The sequence below is a fragment of the Pseudomonas crudilactis genome, assembly GCF_013433315.1.
GTDB classification, from domain to species: domain Bacteria; phylum Pseudomonadota; class Gammaproteobacteria; order Pseudomonadales; family Pseudomonadaceae; genus Aquipseudomonas; species Aquipseudomonas crudilactis.
In genome coordinates this window covers 1-503 of the sequence record NZ_WXVV01000062.1, presented here as the reverse complement: position 1 = coordinate 503, position 503 = coordinate 1, and the positions used below count along the sequence as shown (strand labels likewise).

The window sequence follows — 503 nt, the reverse complement described above, 5'->3', positions numbered from 1 at the left end:
ATAACGTCAACGACGTGGTGATCGAAACCGACGCTTCGCTGACCGCACTCGACCGGGTTTTCGCCAGCGTCAGCTACAGCCTCGCCGCGAACGTCGAAAACCTGCTGCTGACCGGCAGTGACAACATCAACGCCACGGGCAACGAAGTCAGCAACCGTCTGGTCGGCAACGACGGCAACAACATTCTCGACGGTGGCCTCGGCGCCGACCGCCTGGAAGGCGGGCTGGGCAATGACACCTACATCGTCGACAACGTCGGCGACACCATCACCGAGAGCAGCGCGTTGATCAGCGAAATCGACACTGTTCGCGCCTCGGTCGACTGGACGCTGGGCGCCAACCTGGAAAACCTCGTTCTGACCGGCAACGCCCTCAATGGCACTGGCAACAGCCTGAACAACACCCTGACCGGCAACGATCAAAACAACACACTCAATGGCGGCCTCGGCGCGGACACCATGATCGGCGGCGCGGGCATCGACACTTATTACGTCGATAACGTC

Annotated in this window: 1 pseudogene; it reads left to right on the top strand. The window is 60.8% G+C overall.

Annotated elements, in window-relative coordinates:
* Positions 1-503: pseudogene (locus tag GTU76_RS29790) on the top strand (calcium-binding protein); the annotation flags it as partial.